This window comes from Streptosporangiales bacterium (genome assembly GCA_009379955.1).
Taxonomy (GTDB): domain Bacteria; phylum Actinomycetota; class Actinomycetes; order Streptosporangiales; family WHST01; genus WHST01.
This window is the reverse complement of the sequence record WHST01000027.1, coordinates 1-20,468: the sequence shown is the minus strand read 5'-3', so window position 1 is coordinate 20,468 and position 20,468 is coordinate 1. Positions and strand designations below refer to the sequence as shown.

Genomic DNA, 20,468 nt, shown 5'->3' with positions numbered 1-20,468 from the left:
GCGGCGGGACGCGGCCGTGCACTCAGGAGGTGGCGACGACCCGTTCGACGTCGGCGGTCGCGATCACGCCGACGAGATCGTCGGTGCCCGGCTCGACGACGAGGTACTCCGGCGACGGCCGCCGCTGCATCGCGTGGACCAGCTCCTCGCCGTCGAGGTCGGCGGTGAGTACCACGGAGTCGTCGACCGAACGCGACAGCGCCGAGACCGCCATCCATGGCCACCGCGCCTCGGGCGTGGCGGCGACGGCCTGCTCGTTCACGATGCCCGTCGGACGGCCGAGCGAGTCGGTCACCACCAGCGCGCGCTTGCCCGCCTCCCTGGCCCGCCTGATCGCCTCACCGAGCGGCAGGTCGCCCGGCACGCTCAGCGCCGGCCGCGCGAGGCTGCGGGCGCGGGCCTTGGGCAGCCGAGACCGCACCTGCTGCACGCGGAGCACCTGCGACGCGCCCGTCCAGAGGAACATCGCGATGAGACCGCCCCAGACGATGTCGAGGACACTGGGCTCGCCGCCGCCGAACAGGGTGCCCCTGCCGACGGCCGCCAGCAGCACCAGCAGGGCGAGGCCCCGACCGGCCCATCCCGCGACCCTCGTGCCCGTCGACCGGCGACCGGACACCTTCCAGACCAGCGACCGTACGAGCGCGCCGCCGTCGAGGGGCAGGCCGGGCAGCAGGTTGAACAGCGCGAGCACGAAGTTGACGAACGCGAGCTGGCCGGCGAGCAGCCCGAGCACCGTGCCCTCGGGCAGCGCGACGAACCCGCCGAACGCGAGCGCTCCGACGACGATCGACGCCGCGGGCCCGGCGCCCGCGATGAGGAACTCCTTGCCTGGGGTGTCGGGCTCGTCGAGTGTGGACACGCCGCCGAGCAGCCAGAGCGTGATCTGGCGGACCTTCAGCCCGAGCCGGAGCGCGACGACCGAGTGGCTGAGCTCGTGCACGAAGACCGAGAGCAGCAGGAACGCGGCGTACGCGAACGACACCGCCCACTTCCACGTGCCGATGTCCGGCAGCCGCGTCTCGACGTACGGTCCGAACGTGAAGGTGATGAGGGCCGCGACGAGCAGCCAGCTCGGCGAGATGTAGACCGGGATGCCGAACGGCCGGCCCACGAGGAAGCCGCCGCCGAGCATGCGCGACGACGTGTCGGGAGCGTCGTCGCGACGGTCGCCGGTGCTGCGGTCAGGTGCGTCTGGCTGAGTCATGCGCGCTCGCATGGAGGTCCATCGCTCAAGGCTACGCGGTCGGCCTGGACGTTCCCTGGGCGCCACCGGTGCCGACACGCCCTGGGGATGGCGGGCGAGTTGTCGGCGTGCGCGCCTATGGTGCTGGGTATGAGCGTGGACATGGCCGCCGAGACGGCTGACGGCGAAGTCGAGGCCGTCGAACCGGTCGAGCCACGGCCGCCCACGCTGTCCCCCAGCCGGGCCGGCGACTTCATGACCTGTCCCCTGCTGTTCCGGTTCCGGGTCATCGACAAGCTCCCCGAGCAGCCGAGCACCGCGGCCGCACGCGGCACCGTGGTGCACTCGGTGCTCGAGCGGCTCTACGACCTGCCGCCCGCCGACCGCACGCTGGCGCAGGCGACGGAGCTGATCGGCCCTCGGTGGGACGCCCTCGTCGAGGCCGAGCCGGGCCTGGCGGAGCTGTTCGACGCCGAGGAGCCGGCCGAGCGCGACGCCTGGCTGGCGGGCGCGCGTGACCTGCTCGCCACCTACTTCGACCTCGAAGACCCCAGCCGGCTCGAGCCCGCCGAACGCGAGCTCTACGTCGAGACCGTCCTGGAGTCCGGCCTGCGGCTGCGCGGCTACGTCGACCGGCTCGACATCGCGCCCACCGGCGAGGTGCGCATCGTCGACTACAAGACGGGCAAGGCGCCGTCCGAGCTGTTCGAGGCCAAGGCCATGTTCCAGATGCGGTTCTACGCCCTGGTGCTGTGGCGTCAGCTCGGCCGCATGCCGCGCCTGCTGCAGCTGATGTACCTCGGCAACGGCGAGGTGCTCAGGTACCAGCCGGACGAGCACGACCTGCTGGCCACCCAGCGCAAGATCGAGGCGTTGTGGCAGGCGATCGAGCGGGCGATGGAGCGTCAGGACTGGCGACCCAGGCAGAGCAGGTTGTGCGACTGGTGCAGCTTCCAGGCGCTGTGCCCGGAGTTCGGCGGCACGCCGCCCCCGCTGCCCACACCGGAGGTGACCGACGCCGCCGACCCCCTCGCCGACGCACCCTCGCCGCGGCGCTCTCCCGACGAGATCTGACCTCCCCCGGCGACGTCGGGGTACGATAGGCCCCGAACAGCGAAGGGGAGTATCCCCGACAACGGTCGTGTCGTCACCACGGCGAGAGCCCGGTGCGGCCGGCCACGTGGCGAGCCGACCAGCCCCTCACGTGGCGGGAGAGACCTTCGACGGATCTACCTGTCGGAGTGATCATGGGGCTGGTCGTGACTTCCCACGCACTGTTCTACGCAGCACTCGCCAGCGGCCTCGGTGCCGCGGTCTACGCACTCACCCGCCTGCTCGCCCTCGTCATCGTCCTGCGCGGCGCGAGCCCGGAGCAGCGTCCCGAGCTCGTGCGCGCGCTGGCCGAGATGTACCGCCCGCCCGGTACGCGCCGGTCAGCCGACGCTCTTGTGCATACCCCCGTCGATCACGTGGTCGGCGCCGGTGATGTTCGCCGCCCGTCGTGAGGCGAGGAACGCGACGAGGTCCGCCACCTCCCGCGGCTCGCTCACCCGTCCCGTCGTGATGCCCATCGACTCGGGGAGCACCCGGTCCATCACGTCGTCGACGGTGGTGTCCGCCTGCGCGGCGAACAGGTGCCCGAACCCGCCCGGACCGGTCCACATCGGGGTACGGACAGGGCCGGGCGACACGGTGTTGACCCGGATACCCTGCGGTCCCAGCTCCTCCGCGAGCGACTTGGTGAAGTTCGACAACGCCGCCTTCGCCGCGCTGTACGGCGCGATCATCGCGGCCGGCAGCCGCGCGTTGAGCGAGCTGATCGTGACGACGGACGCACCGTCGCGGCCGAGCATCGCCGGCACCGCGGCGCGGACGGTGCGCACCGCGCTGAAGAAGCCGACGGCGAAGATGCGGTCCCACTGCTCGTCGGTGAACTCCCCGATCGACGGCGCGGGCTCGCTCACGGCCACGTTGTTGACCAGGACATCGATCCCGCCGTGCGCCTCGACGGCCGCGCGTACCAACCGGTCGGGTCCCTCAGGAGTACCGAGGTCGACGTCGACGGCGACGAGCTCGTGCGACTCACCCAGTCGATCGAGCTCCCGGCTGCCGTGGCGGGAGCCGACCACGACCTTCGCCCCCTCCTCGGCGAGCGTCGTCGCGATCGCCAGTCCGATGCCCTTGCTGCCCCCGGTGACCAGGGCGGTGCGGTCCTTCAGTTCGAGATCCATGACGCCAGCCTGGCCGGAGGCGGGCGCGGTGTCCGGCGAGAATCCGCCGTGAGGTTGAACGGTCAACTCCTTAGTGGATCAGCGTCCTGGTTTACAATACAGTGCAGTGCTGTATCGTAAGAAAATGAGTACTCGCTCTCGACCTGCGGGCCGACCGCGGAGCAAGGACGCCGACGCCGCCATCCTGGGTGCCGCGCTCGACCTGCTGATCGAGCGCGGCGTCGACGCGACCAGCGTCGAGCAGGTCGCCAAGCGGGCCGGAGTCACCCGGGCCACCGTGTACCGGCGCTTCCCGGACAAGACCCGGCTGCTGATCGCGACGATCGAGGCGGCGTACGGCAATCCACCGCGCTCGCCGGAGATCCATGACGTCGAACAGCTGCTGGCCGGCTGGGCGCACGCCCTCGCCGACCCGCGCCAACGCCGCCTGCTGCGCCGGCTCTACGGCGCGATCGACGACTTCCCCGAACTCGCCCGGGCCTACCGCACCGGGTTCGGGGAGTCACGCGACCGCTCCCGCCTGGCCGTGCTCGAGCAAGCCCGCGCACACGGCAGCCTGCCCGCCGACACCGACGTGGACGTCCTGCTGGACACCCTCACCGGCGCGGTCTGGCAGCACCTGGCCACTCGCCCCGATACCGGTACGGCCGCCGATGCCGAGCAGTTCCTGCGTGCTGTGCTCCGCCAGGTCGGCTACCGCCCTGACACTCGTGACCGACATCTCGAGCCGTAACGACCGATGACCGACCGACCGGAAGACAAGGTCGGAGACAAGGAGCAGAACATGCCGTCCGCAGGCATCGAGGCGCAGCTACGCACCCGCGCGTTCGCCCGCGTGATCGGGCCCTACCTCGCCATCTTCACGACCGTCTACGCGATTCGCCTGCCCGAGTTGACCGGGTTGGTCGGCGACCTGTTCGCCCAGCCCGCCCTGATCCTGATGCTCGGCGCGGCGATGCTGGGTGGAGGTCTGGTCATCATCGGCGGACACCGCAACTGGCGCGGCCCGCTGGCCGTCACGGTGTCACTGTTCGGCTGGTTCGTCGCCCTCCGTGGACTCCTCCTCATCGCCGCGCCGACCACGATCGAGTCGGGCGTCGACGCCACGATGCTGTCACCGACAGCGGTCCTCGTGGCGAGGATCTTCTTCGGCTGCCTGGCCGTGCTCGGACTGCTGCTGACTTGCGGCGGCTGGTTCACCAAGCCGGTCGTCGCGACTCCGCCGGTACCCGCGACGGCTAGCCGACCGCGGTGATGCGTCCCTCTCCGCCCTCGGGGTAGTCGGCCGCGGTCACCTGACCGGACAGGCCGGTGGTGAGGTACTCCTGCAGCGCCTGCTGGTAGGTCTTGCCCACCGGCACGAAGTCGAGGCCCGCGAGCGGGTACGCGTCGCCGCCGCGCGCGGAGAAGTCGTTGGTCGCGACGGAGATCGCCGCACCGTCGACGACCTCGCCGCCGTCGACGACCACCGTGCCGTCATCGAGCTCGACGCGCTGCACCCGGGCGCCGGGCGTGGTGATCTCACCCGTCGTCTCGTTCACCACCTGCGCCTGCTGGCTGGTGTCGTACGTGAACTTCGCGCCCGAGATCTGGATGAACGGGCCCGCCGCCTCCGGTGACGCCGCCACGCCGCGCTCGAGCAGCTGGCGGAAGGTGTCGCGCGGCACCTCGGGGATCACCGACACGAAGTTGGCGAACGGCGCCACCTCGTAGGTGTTCAGGGCCGTGACCGGCCCGGTCTGGATCACCGAGTCGTTGCGAATTCCGCCGGCGTTCTGGATGCCGACGACCGGCTCGACGACGCCGTACTCCTCGGCCTGCTCGGCACCGGTCCAGCGCAGGGCGTCGGCGAGCAGGTCACCGAGGTTGGTCTCCCTGCTCCGGACGTTGTTGCGGACGCCGTCGAGCGGAACGTCGGTGTTCGCCACGACCGTCTCGGCGAGCGAGGCGACGTACTCCCCGACCGGCTTCTCGACCTGCGCGAGGGTCTCGGGGTCCTGCGCGACGGCGTCGTCGCCTACGCCGGAGACCCGCACCGGCTTGCTCGCGTCGTCGTCGGCACCGGTCAGCCGGCCCGACTTGTCGAAACCGAGGACGAGGTTGCCGACGTACTTGTAGTCGCCCGTCGTCGTGGCGACGGGCACCCGCGCGCCGGTCGCGTCGTCGGCCCAGAGCGGGTAGCCGCGCTCGGCCTGATCCCCGGGCACCAGAGCGTCGCCTTCGTCCGCGAGGATCTCGCCGCCGCCGGCACCGATGACGGCGTCGACGTTGCGCAACGACGGCACGAGCGCCAGCTCGTTGTCGATGTCCTGCAGGTGGCTGACCAGGACGATCTTGTCGATGCCGAGCTTGGTGAAGTAGGCCGCCTTGCGGTTGACGAGCTTCGCGATCTCGGTCTGCACGACGACGTCACGCGGGCTGCTGATGGTCGGCAGCTCGGGCGTGGTGATGCCGATGACGCCGACCCGCGTGCCGCCGGTGAAGATGATCCTGCTCCGCCTGATGTCACGCGAGTCGACGAGCGCGTCGAGGCGCGGCTCCTTGCTGAAGTCGAGGTTCGTCGAGATGAACGGCGGGTCGCCCTCGAAGCCCTCGATGAAGTCGGCCAGCGTGTCGGGCCCGAAGTCGAACTCGTGGTTGCCGATCGCCGAGGTGTCGAGGTCCATGTTGCGCACGGCGAGGCTGTCGTAGAACGGCACGCCCTTCTCCATGCTCGCCGCGAACTCGGGCCCGCCGAGGAAGTTGTCGCCGCCGCTGACGCTGAGCACGCCGCGCTTCTTCCCCTCGCCCGGGCCGTCGCCCTTGCGCGCCTTGCGCGCCTCCTTGCGGAGCTGGTCGAACATCGTGACGGTGCGCGAGGCGCTGCCGTACGCGTTGACCTCGTCCTCGCCGATCGTGCCGTCACCGTCGGTGTCGCCGTCGACGCCGAGGAGCTGCGACTCGAAGTCGTTGCCGTGGAGGACCGTCAACGTGAAGTCGGTCTTGGCGGCGCGGTCGGGGGCCGCGTTCGCCGTGCCCGGCGTGACCGTCAGGCCGGCGATGAGGGCGACGGCCACGGCGAGCGTGGCGGGCCGGCGGGTTGGGAACATACCCGTTCTCCTTCGGACGTACCTGGCGCGGGGGCAGGTCGAACAGTAGCCCCCACCGGGCGGGCGTACCAGCGGGTCAACTTTCCGTGAGTGACGCCGCCGGCTCATGCGGCGTGATGCGGCCGGCGAGGACGTCTTCGGCATAGTGGCACGCGACGCGGTGGCCGGTGCGCAGCTCGCGCAGCTCGGGTCGCTCGTCGTGGCAGCGGGTCTCCTGCCGGAACGGGCACCGGGTGTGGAACCGGCATCCCGCGGGCGGGTTGGCCGGCGACGGCAGGTCACCGGTGAGGATGATGCGCTGCCGCCGGTCCTCGACGTCGGGGTCGGGGATCGGCACGGCGGACATCAGCGCGATCGTGTACGGGTGCATCGGCGTGCGGTAGAGCTCGTCGGACGGCGCCTCCTCGACGATGCCGCCGAGGTACATGACGCCGATGACGTCGCTGATGTGCCGCACCACCGCGAGGTCGTGCGCGATCACCAGGTAGGTGAGGCCGAGCTGGTCCTGCAGCTGCTCGAGCAGGTTGATCACCTGCGCCTGGATGGAGACGTCGAGTGCGGACACCGGCTCGTCCGCGATGAGCATCTCCGGGTTCAGGGCGATCGCCCGCGCGATGCCGATGCGCTGCCGCTGGCCGCCGGAGAACTCGTGCGGGTAGCGGCCCGCGGCGTCGGACGGCAGGCCGACGATGTCGAGCAGCTCCCTCACCCGCCGGTCGAGGTCGCCCCGTCCGCCGGTCATGCCGTGGGCCTGCATCGGCTCGCGGAGCAGGGAGCTCACGCTCTGCCGCGGATCGAGGCTGGCCATCGGGTCCTGGAACACCATCTGCATGCGTGCCCTGGCCCGGCGCAGCCGCTCACCCGCGAGCTGCGCGACGTCGACGCCGTCGAACACGACCTCGCCCGCGGTCGGCTCGACGAGGCGCAGGATCGCCCGGCCCAGGGTGCTCTTGCCGCAGCCGGACTCCCCGACGAGCCCGTAGGTGGCACCGCGGTGGACGTCGAGGTCGACGCCGTCGACCGCCTTCACGTAACCCACCGCGCGATCGAAGAGCAGCCCGCGGGTGATCGGGAAGTGCACCTTCAGCCCGCGGACGGACAACAGCGGACCGTCGCCCTCGGCTCGCTCGTCAACTTCTGCGTTCACACGCGCGCCTCCTCCCGCTCGACGGGCAACGGGTTGTGGCAGCGCAGCCGGTGGGCCGCGCGCAGCTCGTCGGCGACGAGGTGCGGCGTCGTGGTGCGGCACGACTCGACCTCGTTGCCGCAGCGCGGCGCGAACGCGCAGCCCGACGTCCAGGGCAACGTGTCGCGCGGAGACCCCGGGATGGGATGCAGCGGCTCGCCGCGCGGGGAGTCGAGCCGCGGCACCGAGGCGAGCAGGCCACCGGTGTACGGGTGTCGCGGCTGACCGAACAGCTCGCGCCGGTCGGCTGACTCGACCACACGCCCGGCGTACATGACGTTGACCGAGTCACACAGGCCGGCGACGACGCCGAGGTCGTGGGTGATCATCACCAGGGCCGTGCCCGAGTCGACGACCAGCTCCCTGAGCAGCTCGAGGATCTGCGCCTGGATCGTGACGTCGAGCGCGGTGGTCGGCTCGTCGGCGATGAGCAGCCGCGGCTGGCACGCGAGGGCGATCGCGATGAGCGCGCGCTGGCGCATGCCGCCGGACAGCTGGTGCGGGTAGTCGCGGAGCCGGCGCCGCGGGTCGGGGATGCCGACCCGGGTCAGCAGCTCCTCGGCCTGTCGCTTCGCCTGCTGCCCCTTCATCCCCCGGTGCCGTTCGAGCACCTCGGTGACCTGCACGCCGACGGGGACGACCGGGTTGAGCGAGGACATCGGGTCCTGGAACACCATGGCGATGTCGCGGCCGCGCAGGGAGCGCATCTCGTCGTCGCCGAGGCCGAGCAGGTCGCGACCGTCGAACCGTACGCTGCCCTCGACCCTGGCCCCGCGCTTGGGCAGCAGGCCCATGACCGCCAAGGACGTCACCGACTTGCCGCAGCCGGACTCGCCGACGAGCCCGACGGTCGCCCCCGGCTCGACGGACAACGACACGCCGTCGACGGCGTGGACGTCCGCCCGTCCCCTGCGGTGGAACGTCACACGCAGCTCGTCCACCTCGAGCAGGGCCACCCGGTCACCTCCTGAATTTCGGGTCCAGGGCCTCGCGTAGAGCCTCTCCGAGCAGCGTGAATCCCAGCGCCGCCAGCACGATCGCCAGCCCCGGGAACGCCGCGAGCTGCGGCGCGTACGTCAACGCCTCCTGCATCTCCGTCAGCATCCGACCCCACTCGGGGACCGACGGGTCGGCGCTGCCCAGGCCGAGGAACGACAGGCCGGCCGCGTCGACGATGGCCGTCGCCAGGGTCAGCGTGCCTTGCACGATGACGGGCGAGACGGAGTTCGGCAGGACGTGCTTGAGGGTGATGTCGCGGCGGCGGATGCCGATCGACCGCGCCGCGAGCACGTAGTCGGACTCGCGCTGCGCCAGCATCGACCCGCGCAGCAGCCGCGCGAAGACCGGGACGTTGACCGCCGCGATCGCGATCATCACCGCCTTCAGGCTGGCGCCGATCGCGGCCGCCACGCCGATCGCGAACAGCAGGCCGGGGACGGCGAGCATGATGTCGACGATCCGCATCACGAGGTTGTCGACCCAGCCGCCGAACGCGCCTGCCAGCAGCCCGAGAGTCGAGCCGACCGTGGCGCCCAACAGCAGCGACACCACTGCGACGAGCAGCGACTGCCGCGCCCCGTAGATCAACCGGGACAGCTCGTCGCGACCCTGGGTGTCGAGCCCGAGCCAGTGCTCGGCGGACGGGCCCGGCACGAAGCTCGGCCTGATCGCGTCGAGGTCGGCGGCGTCGGGCTCGTACGGCGCGAGCAGCGGCGCGAAGATCGCCACGAAGAAGAACACCAGCACCAACACCGCGCCGATGATCGCCGCCGGGTTGCGCCGCAGCCTGGTGAGCGCGTCACGCACCAGCCCGCCGCGCGGCTCGTCACCCCTGCCGCCGCTCTCGTCGACCGCGGCTTCGGCCTCGGAGATGCTCACGTTCGCACCCTGACCCGTGGATCGAGCAGGCCGTACGCGATGTCGACCGCGAGGTTGATGAGGACATAGATCACCGAGCTGAACAGGATGAAGCCCTCGATGGTCGAGTAGTCGTGTTTGAAGATCGCGTCCTTCATGAACGAGCCCATGCCGGGTATCGCGAACACCGTCTCGGTCAGGATCGCGCCAGACAGCAACAGGCCGGCCTGCAGGCCGATGATCGTCACCACGGGGAGCATCGCGTTGCGCAGGATGTGCCGCTGCCGCACGGTGCCCCGGGTCAGACCCTTCGCCTCGGCGGTGCGCACGTAGTCCTCGTTGACGACGTCGAGCACCGATGCCCGCGTGATGCGTGCCACGATCGCCAGCGGGATGGTGCCGAGCGCGATGCCGGGCAGGATCAGGTGCTTGAAGGCGTCGAAGGACGCCCCGATATTGCCCGTGAGTAACCCGTCGAGGACGTAGAAGCCGGTCGGATGAGGCGAGTCGAGCCTGATGTCCTGGCGTCCGCTGTCCGGCAGCCAGCCGAACTTCACCGCGAACACGTACTTCAGCAGGTAACCGAGCACGAACACCGGGATCACGACGCCGAGCAGCGACGAGCTCACCAGGACGTTGTCGAGCCACGACCCGTACCGGCGTGCGGCCATGTAGCCGAGCGGGACCCCGATCAGCACCGCGAACAGCAGGCCCGCCAGCGACAGCTCGATCGTGGCAGGGAATCTGCGGTTGATCTCGTCCCACACCGGCTGCTGGGTCTGCACCGACACCCCGAAGTCGAGCCGCACGGCCCGGCCGAGGAAGTTGACGTACTGCTCCCACAGCGGGCGGTCGAGCCCGTACGCACGGTTGAACGACGCGATGGACTCCGGTGTCGCCTTCTCCCCCAGGATCGCCTGCGCCGTCGTCCCCGGCAGGCTGTGCACCCACAGGAAGATCAGGACCGACACCCCGAACAGGATCGGGATGAGCAGCAGGAGCCGCCGGACGATGAACTTCGCCACGAGGCTCCCCTACCCGGTACCCAGGATCATGTGCGCTCGCCTCCCCGGCTCACCACGAGTGGGGGTCGCGGTCGTGCTCGCTCCGCGACCCCCGGCTCCGGTTCGCTCTCGCGTTCTCGGCGCCTGCCGTCACTCCTCGATCGTGATGGTGTTGAACCGCTCGTTGGTCAGCGGGTCGGGCACGTAGCCCTTCACCTTCTTGTCGAGCGGGATCGACCCGACGACGTTGACGTACGGCACGCCTGGCACGTTCTTCATGATCTCGCGGTTGGCGTCCTTATAGATCTCGGTGCGCTTGGCGGGGTCGGTCTCGGTCTCCGCCGCGTTGAGCAGCTCGGTCATCTTCGAGGACTTCTTCACGCCGAACTGCGGCTGGTCACCCTGGAAGAAGGTGCCGATGAAGTTGTCCGCGTCACCGAAGTCGCCGTTCCAGCCCAGCAGGTACATCGGCGCCCTGCCGGCCTGCAGGGTGGTGGTGTAGCCGCTGTCCCACGGCATGCTCTTCGGCTTCACCTTGAAGCCGACCGCCTCCAGGTCGCGCTTGAAGGCCTGGAAGTTCGCCTGCGGGTCGGGCATGTAAGGGCGGGAGACGTTCGTCGGGTACCAGAACTCCACGGTGGGGTTCGGGTCGCCCGACTGCTTCAGCAGCTGCTTCGCCTTTGCCGGGTCGTAGTCGTACGTCGGCACGTCGTCGGCGAAGCCGTTCAGCGTCGGCGGGACGAACTCCTTGGCCTCCTGCGCGCCTGGCGGGTACTTGGCCTTGAGCAGGGCCTTCTTGTTGAGCGCGTGGGCGACGGCCTGCCGTACCAACGGGTCGTCGAACGGCTTCTTCTCCTGCTGGAAGCCGACGTAGGCGACGTTGAAGGCGGGGCGTTCGAGGAGCTGGAAGCCCTTGTCCTTCAGCGGCTGGATGTCGCCGGGGGCCGCGTTGTCGTAGCCGTCGATCTCGCCGGACTCCAGCGCCTGGCGACGAGCGGTGCCGTCCGGGATCGACCGGACGATGACCTTCTCGAGTGACGCCTTCTTGCCCCAGTAGTCGTCGTTGCGGACGAGCGTCAGCTTGTCGCCGCGGTTCCAGCTCTCCAGCATGAACGGCCCGCTGCCGATCGGGTTCTTGTTGCCGAAGGTGCCCTTGAACTGCGGCTGCTCCGGCGACCCGCCGACCTCGTCGGCCTTGTACTTCTCCAACGCGGTCGGGCTCGCGATCGAGAACGACGGCATCGTCATCGCCGAGATGAACGACGCGGAACCCTTGGTCAGGGACACGACGACCGTCGTGGCGTCCGTGGCCTCGCACGACTTGAACAGGCTGTCCTTCGCCTTGTCCTTGAAGCTGGTGAACACGGTCGCCCAGTAGTACGCCGCGGTCTGCTGTGCGGGGCTCTTGAAGCCGAACCACCGCTCGAAGTTCGCACAGACGGCGTCCGCGTCGAGGGCGGTGCCGTCGGTGAACTTGACGCCCTCCTCGAGGTTGAAGGTCCAGACCTTGCTGGACGCGTCGGGCTTCCACGACTTCGCGAGTTGAGGCGCGAGGGTGGTGGTGCCCGGCTTGGTCGTGACGAGCGTGTCGAAGATCTGTCGGATCGGTCGCAGCGACTCGCCGTCGCTGACGTACGCACCGTCCAGCGTGATCGGGTCGGCCGACGCGGCGTACACGAACGTCGACGCGGCGTCGCCGCCACCTTCGCTGCCGTTGCTGCCGTCGTCGCCACCGGCGCAGCCGGCCGCGGTGACGGCCAACAAGCCGGCCAACGCGATCCCGATCATCGCCTTGGACCGGGTCATGATTCGCTGCATAGCTCACCTCGAACTGGACGTGCACCGGATCTCGGCGCGCAGATCTCGCCGCACACTAGTCGGCCGCGCCAGCCGCGGCCAACATGTGGGCAGTCCGTAGTCTGTCCCGATGAGATAACGATTCAACCCACACTGAGGTCGACGTAGCTGTCTCCGCCCACCGGGCCGGCCTTGTACCCCTTCACCTTCGGGTCGAGAGCGATCACCGATCCCGTGCTGGCGTACGGGATCCCGGGCAGCCGCTCCATGATCGTGCGGTTGATCTCCTGGTACATGCCGGTGCGCTTCGCCTGGTCGGTCTCCGAGCGTGCTTCCACGAGTGCTTTCCGTACGTCGGCGCCCGGGTTCATCGCTCCCGGGTCACTGGCCAGGAAGAACGACCCGAGGAAGTTGTCGGGGTCGGGGAAGTCCGCGATCCAGCCGCTGAGCGACATCGGCGCCCTGCCGCCGCTGCGTGCGGTCAGGTACCCGGAGTCCCACGGCGCGGTCTTCGGTACCACGGTGAAGCCGACCGCCTCCAGATCGCGTGTGAACGCCTGGAAGTTCGCCTGTGGGTCGGGCATGTACGAGCGGTTGACGTTGGTTGGGTACCAGAACTCCAGCGTCGGGTCGCGGACGCCGGACTCCTTGATCAACTGTTTCGCCTTGGCGGGGTCGTGGGCGTACCGCTGGACCTTCGGGGCGTAGCCGAACAGGTCCTTCGGCAGGAATTGGTCGGCCACCACCGCGCTACTGCCGTACTTCGCCCTGATCAGCGCCTTGCGGTCGATCGCGTACGCGATCGCCTGGCGGATCTTCAGGTTGTCGAGCGGCTTCTTCTTCTGGTTGAAGCCGATGTACGCGACCGTGAACGCCGGGCGCTCGAGCATCTGGAAGTCCTTGTCGCGCAGCGCCGACACGTCACTGGGCGGCACGTCCTCGTACCCGTCGATCGCACCGGTCTCCAGCGCCTGCCGGCGTGCCGCGTTGTCGGCGATCGGCTTGAGCACGACCTTCGCGAGCCTCGGTTTGCGACCCCAGTAGTCGTCGTTGCGGACGAGCACCAGCTTGTCGCCGCGGCTCCAGCTCGCCAGCTTGAACGGGCCGCTGCCGATCGGGTACTTGTTGCCGAAGGTGCCCTCGAAGCGGGGCTGATCGGGCGAGCCGCCGACCTTGTCGGCCTGGTACTTCTCCAGCGCGGTCGGGCTCGCGATGGCGAACGCGGGCAGGGTGAGCGCGGCCAGCAGCGACGCGGACGGCCTGGTGAGGTTCAGCGTGACGGTGGTGGCGTCGTCCGCCGCGCACGACCCGTAGATGCCGTCGGCCTTCTTGTCGGCGAACGCGCCGAACACCGTCTGGAAGTACGAGGCGGACGTCTGCGTGACCGCGTCGCGGAAGCCGAACCAGCGGTCGAAGTTGGCGCACACCGCCTCGGCGTCGAGGGTCGTGCCGTCGGTGAAGGTGACGTCGTCCTCGAGGTGGAACGTCCAGGTCTTCCCGCCCCTGGAGTTCTCCCACCGCTCGGCGAGCGACGGCACGACCCGTGCGCCGCCGGGCTCGTGGGTGACGAGCGTGTCGAAGATCTGCCGGATCGGCCGCATCGACTCACCGTCGGTGACGAACGTGCCGTCGAGCGTCACCGGGTCGGCCGCAGTGCCGAGCACCAGGGTGTCGCCTGAGTCGCCTGCCCCGTCGCCACCCACGCCGTCGCCGCCCGCGCATCCCGCCACGCCCGCGACCAGGGCGGCGACCGCGACGAACACCGCGGACCTCGCCCTGACCCTCCGACCGACCAGCATCGACGACCACCTCCGTCCCCGACCAGCGACTGGACGATCGGTAACGTACCGGCCTGGTGGTCGTCGGGCGAGACGTGAGACGGAGCGTTCGTCTCGGACGGTGGCCAGACGGTCACTCATCCCGACCTCGTGGAGGACTCTCATGACGTCGCGACCCGGTGAGCTCGCCAGGCGGCTCGGCACCGGTGACGCGGTCGTCATCGGGCTGAGCTCGATGATCGGCGCCGGCGTCTTCGCGGTCTTCGGTCCCGCGGCGGACGCGGCGGGTGCCGGCCTGCTCGCCGGCCTCGCGGTCGCAGCGTTCGTCGCGTACTGCAACGCCGTCTCCTCCGCCCAGCTCGCCGCCGCGTATCCCGTGTCGGGCGGCACGTACGTCTACGGCCGCGAACGCCTCGGTCACTGGTGGGGGTTCGTCGCAGGCTGGGGCTTCGTCGTCGGCAAGACCGCCTCGTGCGCCGCGATGGCGCTGACCTTCGCGTCGTACGCCGTCCCCGGACCCGACTGGCTGCGTCGCGGGGTCGCGCTCGTCGCCGTGATCGCGTTGGCGGCCCTGAACTACCGCGGCGTCACCCGGACGGTCACCGCGGCGCGGATCCTCGTCACCTGCACCCTGCTCGCCCTGGCGGTGTTCGTGGCGGCGATGCTCGGCAGCGGTACGGCGGACGCCGGCCACCTCGCGGAGTGGCGGCCGGGCGGTCCGGCCGGCGCGTACGGGATCCTGCAGGCGGCAGGCCTGCTGTTCTTCGCGTTCGCCGGGTACGCGCGGATGGCGACGATGGGCGAGGAGGTCCGCGACCCGGCGACCACCCTGCCGCGGGCGATCCCGCTCGCCCTGCTCGTCGCCGTCGGCGTCTACGCCGTCGTGGCGGTCGCCGCGCTGCTCGTCGCCGGTCCCGACGGGCTCGCCGGCACCGCGTCACCGCTCGCCGCGGCCGCCGGCACCGCGGGTGTCCCCGCGGTCGAGCCCGTGGTCAGGGTCGGCGCGGCCCTGGCGGCCCTCGGCGCGCTGCTGGCGCTCATGGCCGGCGTCGGCCGTACCGCGCTGGCCATGGCCAGGGAACGCGACCTCCCCCACCGCCTCGCGGCGATCCACCCCCGCACCCACGTGCCGCACCGCGCCGAGGTCGCACTCGCCGCGGTGGTGGGGGCGCTCGTGGTCTCCACCGACCTGCGCCACGCGATCGGCTTCTCGTCGTTCGGCGTGCTCGTCTACTACGCCGTCGCGAACGTCGCCGCGTTCACCCAGCCCGCCGACCAGCGCCGTTGGCCCCGCGCCCTCAACGTGCTCGGCCTGCTCGGCTGCCTGGGCCTGGCCGCGACCCTCCCGCGCACCGCGGTACTAACGGGCCTGGCCGTCTTCGCCGTGGGCCTGGTGGTCCGCGCCGTGACCCTCACGGTCCGCCGCCGCCGCCCTGGCGCCCCTCGGAAATGATCACGTTAACCCAGCGAACGTGGACCTCACCTCGTCCCGGCACGAGGTGAAGTCCCCGTTGATCACGTTAACGTGATCAACGGGACAAGGCGGGGACAGGAGAGCGAGCGGGTCAGCGGGCGTTGAAGTACTTCGCCTCGGGGTGGTGCAGGACGATCGCGTCGGTCGACTGCTCCGGGTGGAGCTGGAACTCCTCCGAGAGCTCGACGCCGATGCGCTCCGGCTTCAGCAGCGTGACAATCTTCGCCCGGTCCTCGAGGTCGGGGCACGCGCCATAGCCGAGGGAGAACCTGGCGCCGCGGTAGCCGAGCTTGAAGAACTCCTCGACGTCGTCAGGGTCCTCGGCGGCCAGTGCGGTGCCGTCGGGGAGTTGCAGCTCCTGGCGCATGCGCCGGTGCCAGTACTCCGCGAGGGCCTCGGTCAGCTGCACCGAGAGCCCGTGCACCTCGAGGTAGTCGCGGTAGGCGTTGGCGGCGAACAGCTCGTTCGCGTACTCGCTGATCCTGTTGCCGACGGTCACGAGGGTGAAGCCCACGACGTCGCGCTCGCCGCTGTCCTCGGCGCGGAAGAAGTCGGCGAGGCACAGTCGGCGCTCACGACGCTGCCGCGGGAAGGTGAACCGGCAGCTCTCGCCGCCGTCCTCGGTGAGCACGACGAGGTCGTCGTCCTTGCTGACGCACGGGTAGTAGCCGTAGACCACGGCCGCCTCGAGGACGTTCTCGGTCTGCAGCCGGTCGACCCAGTAGCGCAGTCGCGGGCGGCCGTCGGTCTCGACGAGCTCCTCGTACGACAGGCCCTTGCCGCCGCGCGCGCCGCGCAGGCCCCACTGGCCCATGAAGGTCGCGCGCTCGTCGAGCAGTGCCGAGTAATCGGCGAGCGCGACGCCCTTGACGATCCGGTCACCCCAGAACGGCGGGGTCGGTACGGGGTTGTCCACCGCGACATCGGAGCGCTTCGGCAGCTCCGTCTCCTCGGCCTCCTCCGCCGCGCGACGTTGCTCGGCGATGCGCTTCGACCGTTCACGCCTGGCGCGGCGCTCCTTGGCCTTGCCGTCGTCACCGCCGCCCGGCATGGCCTCGGGGGGAACATGACCGCGGCGGACGGCCATCAGCGCGTCCATCAGGCGCAGGCCCTCGAACGCATCGCGCGCGTAGCGCACGTCGCCGTCGAAGACGTCGGCGAGATCCTGCTCGACGTAGCCCCTGGTCAGCGCGGCGCCGCCGAGGAGGACGGGCCACCGCGACGCGACGTCGCGGGTGTTCATCTCCTCGAGGTTCTCCTTCATGATCACGGTCGACTTCACCAGCAGCCCCGACATGCCGATCGCGTCGGCGTTGTGCTCGTCGGCGGCCTGCAGGATCGCCGACACCGGCTGCTTGATGCCGAGGTTGACGACCGTGTAGCCGTTGTTCGACATGATGATGTCGACGAGGTTCTTGCCGATGTCGTGCACGTCGCCCTTGACGGTCGCGAGCACGATCGTGCCCTTGCCGTCGTCGTCGGTCGACTCCATGTGCGGTTCGAGATAGGCGACCGCGGTCTTCATCACCTCGGCCGACTGCAGCACGAACGGCAGCTGCATCTGACCGGAGCCGAAGAGCTCGCCGACGACACGCATGCCCTCGAGCAGCTCGTTGTTGATGATCTCGAGCGGCGAGCGGTCCTTCATCGCCGCGTCGAGGTCGTCCTCGAGACCCTTCGCCTCACCGTCGATGATCCGGCGCTGCAGCCGCTCCCCCAGCGGCAGGCCGGCGAGCTCCTCCGCGCGCGACGCCCGCTGTGCCTGGGCGTCGACGCCGGTGAACATGTCGAGCATCACCTGCAGCGGGTCGTAGCCCTCGCGGCGACGGTCGTACACGAGGTCGAGCGCGACGTTGCGCTGGTCCTCGGGGATGCGCGCTATCGGCAGGATCTTGCTGGCGTGGACGATCGCCGAGTCGAGGCCTGCCTGCACGCATTCGTGCAGGAACACCGAGTTGAGGACGATCCGCGCCGCGGGGTTGAGCCCGAACGAGATGTTCGAGACACCGAGCGTCGTCTGCACGTCGGGGAACCGCTTCTTGACCTCCTTGATCGCCTCGATCGTGGCGATCCCGTCGCGCCGGGTCTCCTCCTGGCCCGTCGCGATGGGGAAGGTCAGGCAGTCGATGATGATGTCCTCGGTGCGCATGCCCCAGTTCTGGGTGAGGTCCGTGATCAGCCGCTCGGCGACCCGCACCTTCCACTCGGTCGTGCGCGCCTGGCCCTCCTCGTCGATCGTCAGGGCGACGGCCCCTGCACCGAACTCACGGACCAGCGGCATCATCTTCGCGATGCGCGAGTCGGGTCCGTCGCCGTCCTCGTAGTTCACGGAGTTGATGACGCACCGACCGCCGAGCATCTCGAGCCCGGCCTCGACGACCGCCAGCTCGGTGGAGTCGAGGACGACGGGCAGCGTCGACGCCGTCGCCAGCCGGCCCGCGACCGCACGCATGTCGGCGACGCCGTCGCGGCCGACGTAGTCGATGCAGACGTCGAGCAGGTGGGCGCCGTCACGGATCTGGTCGCGCGCGATGTCGACGCACGCGTCCCACCGGTCCTCCAGCATCGCGTCGCGGAACTGGCGCGAACCGTTCGCGTTGGTGCGCTCACCGATCGTGAGGAACGTGGTGTCCTGCCGGAAGGGCACGTGCTGGTACAGCGACGACGTACCTGCCTCGTGCCTTACCTTGCGCGTGGCGAGGTCCTTGCCGCGTACCCGCTCGACGACCTGCCGCAGGTGCTCGGGTGTGGTGCCACAGCAGCCACCGACGAGCGAGAGCCCGAAGTCACGGGTGAACGTCTCGTGCGCGTCGGCGAGCTCCTCGGGGCTCAGCGGGTACCACGCGCCGTTCGGACCGAGCTGGGGCAACCCGGCGTTCGGCATGCAGGACAGATCGACTCGCGAGTGCCTCGCGAGGTAACGGAGGTGCTCGCTCATCTCCTGCGGGCCGGTCGCGCAGTTCAGGCCGATCAGGTCGACGTCGAGTGGTTCGAGCGCGGTGAGCGCGGCCCCGATCTCCGAGCCGAGCAGCATCGCGCCGTTGGTCTCGATCGTCACCTGGACGAAGACGGGGACGTCGGCACCCGCGGCGGCGATCGCCCGCTTCATGCCGATCACCGCGGCCTTGGCCTGCAGGAGGTCCTGGGCGGTCTCCACCAGCACGGCGTGCACGCCACCCGCGAGCATGCCCTCGGCCTGCCGCTGGTAGGCGTCGCGCAGGACGGCGAACGGCACGTGACCGAGCGTCGGCAGTTTGGTGCCGGGACCGACCGAGCCGATCGTCCACCTCGGGTGCTCGGGGGTCGACCAGGCGTCGGTCGCCTCGCGTCCGATGCGCGCGCCCGCCTCGGCGAGCTCCTCGATGCGCTCGGGGATGTCGTACTCGCCGAGGTTGCCCAGGTTGGCGCCGAACGTGTTGGTCTCGATCGCGTCGACGCCTACCGCGAGGTACTCGTCGTGCACCGATCGCACGACGTCCGGCCTGGTAACGTTGAGGATCTCGTTGCAGCCCTCGTGACCCTCGAAGTCGTCGAGGCTCGGATCCGCCGCCTGGAGCATCGTCCCCATCGCTCCGTCGGCAACCACCACGCGTTCGCGCAGGGCGTGTCGAAGGTCGGCTGCGGTAGGAGCGGGCACGATTCTCCTCGGTGTCGTGGACAGGGCAAGAGTTCAGTTTAAGGGGTCAGGGAAAAACGAGCCCCGGGAACGATGCCCGACGGTGACGCCCCGTCCCGGCGTAGGGTGGCCCGGTCGAGCGGATCGCGACGATCGGAGGAGGGCCGTTGATCGAGGTCGAGGGTGGACTGCCCGAGCTCGTCGAGCCGACCCTCATCTGCGCGTTCGAGGGGTGGAACGACGCGGCCGACTCCGCGACGGGAGCGGTCGAGCACCTCGAACAGACGTGGAAGGCGCAGCCGTTCGCGGCGCTCGACCCCGAGGACTACTACGACTTCCAGGTCAACCGGCCGCAGGTGTCGCTCGAGGACGACGGCGTCACCAGCACCATCGCGTGGCCGTCCACCCGACTGTCCGTCGCCCGGCCGCCGCTGGCGCCACACGACATCGTCCTGGTGCGCGGCATCGAGCCCTCGATGCGCTGGCGGCAGTTCTGCGCCGACATCCTCGGGCTCGCCGAGGAGCTCGGCGTCCACACCGTCGTCACGCTCGGTGCGCTGCTCGCCGACGCTCCGCACACCCGCCCGGTGCCCGTCACCGGCAACACGAGCAACGCCGACCTCGGCACGTCCCTGTCGCTCGAGCCCTCCAGGTACGAGGGCCCCACCGGCATCGTCGGCGTCCTGCAGAGCGCGGCGACCGACGCCGGACTCCGTGCCGTGTCGTTCTGGGCGGCCGTCCCGCACTACGTCGCGCCGCCGCCGTGCCCCAAGGCCACGGTCGCCCTCCTGCGCCGCATCGAGGACCTCGTCGACACGCCGATCCCGCTCGGCGAGCTGCCCGAGCAGTCCGAGGCCTGGCAGCGCGGCGTCGACGAGCTCGCCCGCGAGGACGCCGAGGTCCGCGAGTACGTCGAGGCCCTGGAGGAGCAGCGCGACGCCGCCGAGCTGCCCGAGGCCTCCGGCGAGGCGATCGCCAAGGAGTTCGAGCGCTACCTCAAGCGCCGCCAGCACGGCGACGGACGCGGCTACGGACTCGGCGGCCCCACCAGCCCGATCTGACCGTCGGTCCGGGTCCTTACGTCCGAATAGCCGGCGGCCATGGCCACCACCTAGATGAATGATTCCGTGAAGCTGCTGGTCAGTGGTCGTAGGCGGTGAGTGATCGTTTGCTGGTGACGCCGGTGGTCCAGTTGTGCCAGATCCCGGCGGCCATGGCCAGCAGGCGTTGGGCGACTCGGGTGAATACCC

General features: G+C 70.1%; 17 protein-coding genes. 6 read left to right on the top strand and 11 right to left on the bottom strand.

Features of this window, described 5'->3' with window-relative positions:
- Positions 1–22 precede the first annotated feature (22 nt).
- Positions 23–1,135 carry a site-2 protease family protein gene (locus GEV10_10755; GenBank protein ID MQA78938.1) on the bottom strand — a complete coding sequence of 371 codons (1,113 nt, stop codon included), beginning with the start codon at positions 1,133–1,135 and terminating at the stop codon, positions 23–25.
- 213 nt (positions 1,136–1,348) lie between these two features.
- Between GEV10_10755 and GEV10_10750 the strand changes: the two genes are divergently transcribed.
- A complete protein-coding gene (locus GEV10_10750) occupies positions 1,349–2,260 on the top strand; it encodes a Dna2/Cas4 domain-containing protein (protein ID MQA78937.1) in 912 nt (303 codons plus the stop codon).
- 185 nt (positions 2,261–2,445) lie between these two features.
- Positions 2,446–2,691: a hypothetical protein gene (locus tag GEV10_10745; protein MQA78936.1), complete on the top strand. Its 246-nt coding sequence runs from the start codon at positions 2,446–2,448 to the stop codon at positions 2,689–2,691.
- Here the strand turns inward: GEV10_10745 and GEV10_10740 are convergent.
- Positions 2,620–3,417: an SDR family oxidoreductase gene (locus GEV10_10740; protein MQA78935.1), complete on the bottom strand. Its 798-nt coding sequence runs from the start codon at positions 3,415–3,417 to the stop codon at positions 2,620–2,622. The genes GEV10_10745 and GEV10_10740 overlap by 72 nt on opposite strands.
- 124 nt (positions 3,418–3,541) lie before the next feature.
- On the opposite strand from GEV10_10740, the gene GEV10_10735 reads away from it, so the two are divergent.
- Positions 3,542–4,150, top strand: a complete 609-nt coding sequence (locus GEV10_10735) for a TetR family transcriptional regulator (protein ID MQA78934.1) — start codon at positions 3,542–3,544, stop codon at positions 4,148–4,150.
- 51 nt (positions 4,151–4,201) lie between these two features.
- Positions 4,202–4,672 carry a hypothetical protein gene (locus GEV10_10730; GenBank protein MQA78933.1) on the top strand — a complete coding sequence of 157 codons (471 nt, stop codon included), beginning with the start codon at positions 4,202–4,204 and terminating at the stop codon, positions 4,670–4,672.
- Here the strand turns inward: GEV10_10730 and GEV10_10725 are convergent.
- The 7 genes from GEV10_10725 to GEV10_10695 all read right to left on the bottom strand — a co-directional run bounded on the left by GEV10_10725 (position 4,656) and on the right by GEV10_10695 (position 14,149).
- The gene (locus GEV10_10725) at positions 4,656–6,506 is read right to left on the bottom strand and encodes a bifunctional metallophosphatase/5'-nucleotidase (protein MQA78932.1); all 1,851 of its coding nucleotides are present in this window, start codon (positions 6,504–6,506) and stop codon (positions 4,656–4,658) included. The genes GEV10_10730 and GEV10_10725 overlap by 17 nt on opposite strands.
- A 76-nt stretch (positions 6,507–6,582) precedes the next feature.
- Positions 6,583–7,653 carry an ATP-binding cassette domain-containing protein gene (locus tag GEV10_10720; GenBank protein ID MQA78931.1) on the bottom strand — a complete coding sequence of 357 codons (1,071 nt, stop codon included), beginning with the start codon at positions 7,651–7,653 and terminating at the stop codon, positions 6,583–6,585.
- Positions 7,650–8,648, bottom strand: coding sequence for an ATP-binding cassette domain-containing protein (locus GEV10_10715; protein ID MQA78930.1), 999 nt, complete (start codon positions 8,646–8,648; stop codon positions 7,650–7,652). The genes GEV10_10720 and GEV10_10715 overlap by 4 nt, the downstream gene beginning before the upstream one ends.
- A gap of 4 nt (positions 8,649–8,652) precedes the next feature.
- Positions 8,653–9,570, bottom strand: a complete 918-nt coding sequence (locus GEV10_10710; GenBank protein ID MQA78929.1) for an ABC transporter permease subunit — start codon at positions 9,568–9,570, stop codon at positions 8,653–8,655.
- The gene (locus GEV10_10705) at positions 9,567–10,574 is read right to left on the bottom strand and encodes an ABC transporter permease subunit (protein MQA78928.1); all 1,008 of its coding nucleotides are present in this window, start codon (positions 10,572–10,574) and stop codon (positions 9,567–9,569) included. Before GEV10_10705 ends, GEV10_10710 begins: the two co-directional genes overlap by 4 nt.
- A 129-nt stretch (positions 10,575–10,703) precedes the next feature.
- On the bottom strand, positions 10,704–12,371 hold the full coding sequence (locus GEV10_10700; GenBank protein MQA78927.1) for an ABC transporter substrate-binding protein: 1,668 nt from the start codon (positions 12,369–12,371) through the stop codon (positions 10,704–10,706).
- 122 nt (positions 12,372–12,493) lie between these two features.
- The gene (locus GEV10_10695; GenBank protein ID MQA78926.1) at positions 12,494–14,149 is read right to left on the bottom strand and encodes an ABC transporter substrate-binding protein; all 1,656 of its coding nucleotides are present in this window, start codon (positions 14,147–14,149) and stop codon (positions 12,494–12,496) included.
- 142 nt (positions 14,150–14,291) lie between these two features.
- Here GEV10_10695 and GEV10_10690 point away from each other — a divergent pair, with 142 nt between their 5' ends.
- On the top strand, positions 14,292–15,581 hold the full coding sequence (locus tag GEV10_10690; GenBank protein MQA78925.1) for an amino acid permease: 1,290 nt from the start codon (positions 14,292–14,294) through the stop codon (positions 15,579–15,581).
- A 112-nt stretch (positions 15,582–15,693) separates the two neighbouring features.
- Here the strand turns inward: GEV10_10690 and metH are convergent, their stop codons facing one another.
- The gene (metH, locus tag GEV10_10685; protein MQA78924.1) at positions 15,694–19,170 is read right to left on the bottom strand and encodes a methionine synthase; all 3,477 of its coding nucleotides are present in this window, start codon (positions 19,168–19,170) and stop codon (positions 15,694–15,696) included.
- A gap of 215 nt (positions 19,171–19,385) precedes the next feature.
- On the opposite strand from metH, the gene GEV10_10680 reads away from it, so the two are divergent.
- Positions 19,386–20,279, top strand: coding sequence for a PAC2 family protein (locus GEV10_10680; GenBank protein MQA78923.1), 894 nt, complete (start codon positions 19,386–19,388; stop codon positions 20,277–20,279).
- Between the two features lie 79 nt (positions 20,280–20,358).
- On the opposite strand, the gene GEV10_10675 is transcribed toward GEV10_10680, so the two are convergent.
- Positions 20,359–20,468: IS982 family transposase (locus GEV10_10675; GenBank protein MQA78922.1), on the bottom strand; the 110-nt coding region annotated here is incomplete at its 5' end.